Raw genomic sequence first — 4765 nt, forward strand, 5'->3', positions numbered from 1 at the left:
CACCCCACCCCACCGAGCCAGAGCGCAGGAAGTCGGCGGGGCCGACTTCCTGCGCGCGGCCCGGCGGGTTGGGCGGACCAGGGCGAAGGGGCGTGGAGGGCGGGCGGCCCCACGCGGCGGCGGGGCTGCGGGGTCAGGCCGGGTGGACGAGGCGGCTTTCGTAGGCGAGGACCACGGCCTGGATCCGGTCGCGGAGTTCGAGCTTCTGCAGGATCCGTCCCAGGTGGGACTTCACGGTCGCCTCCGCGAGGTACAGGGTGGCCGCGATCTCCGCGTTGGACAGGCCGCGGCCCACCTGGACGAGCACCTCGCGTTCGCGGGCGCTGAGCCGGCCCAGCCGCTCGTCGTGCTCGGGGCCGCGGCCGTCGGGGATGTGCGGGCGGAGGTTCTCCAGCAGGCGGCGGGTGATCCGCGGGGAGATCACCGCGTCGCCCGCGGCGACGTTGCGGATCGCGGTGAGCAGTTCCTCCGGCCGGGCGTTCTTCAGCAGGAAGCCCGAGGCCCCGGCGTTGAGTCCGGCGAAGGCGTACTCGTCCAGGTCGAAGGTGGTGAGGATGAGCACCCTGCTCCGCGGGCAGGCCGCGACGACCTGCCGGGTCGCCTCGATCCCGTCGGTCCCGGGCATCCGGACGTCCATGAGGACGACGTCGGGGCGCAGCTCCCGGGCGAGGCGTACGGCCTGGGCGCCGTCGGCGGCCTCGCCGACCGGTGCCATGTCGGGCTGGGCCTCCAGGACGGTACTGAAGGCCATCCGGAGCAGCGCTTCGTCGTCGGCGATCAGGATGCGGATCGTCATGCGCGCGCCGCTTCGCCGCTGTCGAGCAGCAGGCGGGTGTGGACTCCCCAGCCGCCGCCCGGGAGCGGTCCGGCCCGCAATGTCCCCCCGTAGGCGGCCGAGCGCTCGCGCATGCCGGGGATGCCGTGGCCGGACGGTGCGGCGGCGGGACGCGGATGCGGCGGGCGGGGGCCGCTGTCGGTGACGTCCACGGTGACGGCCGCGGTCGAGCAGTGGATGCGGACGGTGGCGCGGGTGCCGGCGGGTGTGTGCTTGAGGGTGTTGGTCAAGGCTTCCTGTACCAGTCGGTAGACGGTGAGTTGGGCGGTGGCGGGGATGTGGGCGTGGCCGCCGTGGACGTCGAGGCGGGTGGGCAGTCCGGCGGCGCACATCTGGTCGGCGAGGGCCTCCAGTTGGGCGATGCCGGGCAGCGGGTGGCGCTGCGCGTCCGGTTCGTCGGTGCGCAGGACGCCCAGTGAGCGCCGCATGTCGGTCAGGGCCTGGCGGCCCGTCTCGGAGATCTGGAGCATCGCGGTGGTGGCCTTGTCGGGCGACCGGTGCTGGGCGTAGACGGCGGCGTCGGTGAGCGCGACCATGACGGACAGGTTGTGGGTGACGATGTCGTGCATCTCCCGGGTGATGCGCGTCCTTTCCTCGGCGACGGCCAGTCGCGCCTGCTGTTCCTGTTCGTGCTCCAGGCGGGCGGCCCGTTCCTCCAGGGCCGCGAGGTAGGCGCGCGTGGTGCGCACGTTCACGCCGAGGACGGCGGCGGCGACGACCATCGCGGTGACCGCGACGAACGGGGTCAGGAACGCGCCTTCCGTCGCCCAGCGCAGGCAGGCCAGCAGGGCACCCGCCTCCACGAGGGCGCCGGCGACGAGCGCGCCGCGCCGGCCCGAGGTGGCGGCCACCGTGTAGAGGGCCACCAACAGGGCTACATCGGCGGGCAGTTGGACGCCCGTCAGCCACTGGACGAGGGCCGCGGCCGCCACCGCGCCGAACACCGTGCGCGGGGCCCGGCGCCGCCACAGCAGGGGCAGCGCGAGGGCGGCGGTGAGGGCCACGGCCACCGGCAGCTCGTGCGGCGGGCGCGTGGTCGTGACGTTGAGGAGCAGGAGCGCCGGCAGCAGCGCGTCCCGTACCGCGGGCGGCAGCCGGGAGCCCCAGCGCCCGGCGGCTTTCACCGGTCGCGCCGCTCGTGCGCGGGCAAGGTCGGCGTACTGCGTCAGTTGTAGGGCCGTCCTCGCCCACCGTGCCCGCACCCGCACCCGTACAGGCACCTGGTTCCGGTGGGCCTGGCCGGGTTCCGCGGCCGCCTCGGTCATCGCACGTCCCTGTCGATTCGGCGTCATGGTGGCCCCGGCCGGGGCCACCGCCGCGGACAGCCGGTTCCGGGTCGGACACGGAGGCCGTACGCCTCGCGCCGCCCCGGCACGCACCACCGCCGCCCCGGCACGGACCGCTGCCCGGCACGGACCGCGGCCCTGCTCACGGTAGGCCGCCGGCCCGCGCGGCACATGAGTCCACCGTCTGATCGCGCCGGGCCGGGATACGCCCGCAGGAGGAGTCCCGATACCTCCCGTGGTCGCAGTGCGGCCGCCGGTCCGGTGTGCTCGACTACTGCTGCGGTCGTACGGGGACGTTCAGCGGTTTGCGACCCCGGTCGGCCACGGCGGCGACCCGTGATCGATGCGGCGGCGCACGCCCGGCGCCGAGCATGGCCGGGTGACCGAGAACATCGCGGGACTGCCCATGTCCCCCCTGGAAATCCTCGCCCTGCTGGGTGCCGTCGCGCTGGTGGTGGCGCGCTGGCTTCCCCCCGCCGCCCGCCCGCGCGTGACGATCGCGGCGGGGGCGCTCCTCGTGCCGTCCGCGCTCGCGCTGGCCGTGACGGGGATCCGCTGGCAGCTGCTGCCGGTCCTGGCCGGCGCCGCCCTCGCGGCGCCGTTCGCCCTCTCCCCCCTGCTGCGGCGCCGTACCGGCCGGCCGGCGTGGCGGGCCCGCTGGTGGCTGGCGCTGCCGGGATCGGTGGCCTGCGCCGGCCTGATCGCCACCGGCCCGGTGGCCGCCTGGGCCTTTCCCGTACCCGTGTTCCCCGAACCGTCGGGCGCCTTCGCGGTCGGCACCCGCGTGGTGCAGTGGACCGACCCGCACCGCCCCGAGACCTTCACCGCCGATCCGAACGACCTGCGCACCGTCGTGGTCCAGCTCTGGTACCCCGCGCGGCAGAGCCCCGCGGGCACGCGGCGGGCCCAGTACCTCGGACGCACCGAGCGCGAGGCGCGCACCGTCTCCGAGGCCCTCGCCCGCGGCGTCGGCCTGCCGGGCTTCCTGGTCGACGGTGTTCCGCGGGCCCGCAGCCGTTCGGTCTTCGACGCCCCGGTGGCCGGCGGTGGCGAACGGTTCCCGGTCGTGCTGTTCTCCCCCGGGTCGGGCGGGGTGCGCACCCAGAACACCGCCTGGGCGGAGGAACTGGCCAGCCACGGCTACGTGGTCGCCGCCCTCGACCACCCGTACGACTCCGCCGCCGTCGTCCTCGCCGACGGCCGGACGATCACCACCGAGACCGCCTCCAGCGGCGACCGGGACAAGGACGACGAGCTGGCGGCCGGCTGGACGGCGGTGCGGGCCGCCGACCTCGGCTTCGTCCTCACCCGGCTGGACACCCTGGACCGGGGCGGGATCGCCGACCCGCTGACCGGACGCCTGGACACCGGGCGGGTCGCGGTGAGCGGCCACTCCATGGGCGGCGCCGCCGCCCTGCAGGCGGCCCGGCAGGACCGCCGGTTCGGCGCCGTCGTCGACCTGGACGGCTACCCCCACGGCCCCACCGCACCCGCCCTCGACCGGCCGACGCTCGCACTCACCCAGGCCCTCACCCCGGGAACCGACCCGCGCTATCTGCCCCGCCTCACCGAGGCGCTCGGGTCCAGCACCGCGACGAGCTACCGGCTCACCGTCCCCGGCACCGCGCATCTCACCTTCATGGACGGCCCCCTGTACCTGCCGCCCGTGCCCTCGCTCGTCGGCTCCCTGGGCCGCACCGAGAGCCCGCGCGTCGTCGCCGCGGCCACCCTCGCCTTCCTGGACGCCGTTCTGCGGGACCAGCCCGGCGACCCGGCCGGCGCCCTGCGGGCCTACGGCGACCTCAGCGTCCACCGCCCGGGCGACCGTGGGTGAAGCCGGGTGACGGGAGGCCCGGCGCCGGCCCGGTGCCGGGGTGGTTCAGCGCCGGCCGGCTGGACGGCGCCGGGCACCCTGCTGCCGCTGGCCGGCGCGGCCCTGCTGGTGGCGGCCTTCGCGGTGGTGGAGCTGCGCCGGGCGCAGCGGGCGATGTTCGACGTCCGGCTGTTCCGGCGGCCCGAGTTCCTCGCGGTCGTGTGCCAGCCGTTCACCGTGACCCTCGGCTTCGTGGTGCTGCTGGTCTACCTGCCCGCCTACCTCCAGGGGGTGGGCGGGCGTTCCGTGCTGACCAGTGGTCTGCTCCTGCTGCCGCTGACGGTGCCCGTCCTGCTGCTGCCGCTGCCGGCCGGGCGCCTGGCCGCGGCGTTCTCCGTCCGTACGGTGCTGACCGGCGCCTCGGCGCTGATCGCGCTGGGCGCCCTGCTGCTGGTCACGGTGCGCGGCGGCGCGGGGTGGGCGGCGCTGACGGTACCGCTGCTGCCGTTCGGGGCCGGGGTGGGGCTGGCGTTCGGGGTGATGGACGACGCGGCGGTGGGCACGGTGCCGGTCGAGCGCGCCGGGGCCGCGGCCGGCGTCTTCAACACGATGCGGATCACCGGCGAGTCGGTCGCGGTCTCGGGCGCGGCCGCGCTGCTCACCACGCTGACCGCCGCTCACCTGCCCGGCCTGCCGGGCGGCGAGGCGGCCCGGCTCGCCGCGCGGGCCGTCCAGGCCCTGCTGGCCGCCGCCCGGCACGACGGCGTCAGCGTCATCCGCAACGCCTCGCCCAACTACATGGTCCAGGACCTCTGCTTCTTCCTGGAGAAG

At 76.0% G+C, this 4765-nt stretch carries 4 protein-coding genes; 2 read left to right on the plus strand and 2 right to left on the minus strand.

What is annotated here, in order from left to right; genetic code table 11:
• Nucleotides 1–133: 133 nt before the first annotated feature.
• Together ACIQOV_RS28100 and ACIQOV_RS28105 are read right to left on the minus strand one after the other, a co-directional pair.
• Nucleotides 134–796, minus strand: coding sequence for a response regulator (locus tag ACIQOV_RS28100; RefSeq protein ID WP_401053186.1), 663 nt, complete (start codon nt 794–796; stop codon nt 134–136).
• On the minus strand, nt 793–1959 hold the full coding sequence (locus ACIQOV_RS28105; protein ID WP_401053188.1) for a sensor histidine kinase: 1167 nt from the start codon (nt 1957–1959) through the stop codon (nt 793–795). The genes ACIQOV_RS28100 and ACIQOV_RS28105 overlap by 4 nt, the downstream gene beginning before the upstream one ends.
• A 505-nt stretch (nt 1960–2464) precedes the next feature.
• Between ACIQOV_RS28105 and ACIQOV_RS28110 the strand changes: the two genes are divergently transcribed.
• Nucleotides 2465–3955 (plus strand): alpha/beta hydrolase family protein, encoded by a 1491-nt coding sequence (locus ACIQOV_RS28110; RefSeq protein WP_401053190.1) that lies wholly within the window; start codon nt 2465–2467, stop codon nt 3953–3955.
• Nucleotides 3956–3961: 6 nt separating this feature from the next.
• Nucleotides 3962–4765 (plus strand): MFS transporter (locus ACIQOV_RS28115; RefSeq protein WP_401053192.1); only part of this gene is annotated, 804 nt, incomplete at its 3' end.

Origin of the sequence: Kitasatospora sp. NPDC091257 (genome assembly GCF_044757675.1) — a bacterium.
In the GTDB taxonomy this organism is placed as follows: Bacteria; Actinomycetota; Actinomycetes; order Streptomycetales; family Streptomycetaceae; genus Kitasatospora; species Kitasatospora lactacystinica.

Coding starts and splice junctions, on each gene's coding strand:
- ACIQOV_RS28100 (WP_401053186.1), bottom strand. CDS start 796: ATGACGATCCGCATCCTGATCGCCGACGACGAAGCGCTGCTCCGGATG.
- ACIQOV_RS28110 (WP_401053190.1), top strand. CDS start 2,465: ATGCGGCGGCGCACGCCCGGCGCCGAGCATGGCCGGGTGACCGAGAAC.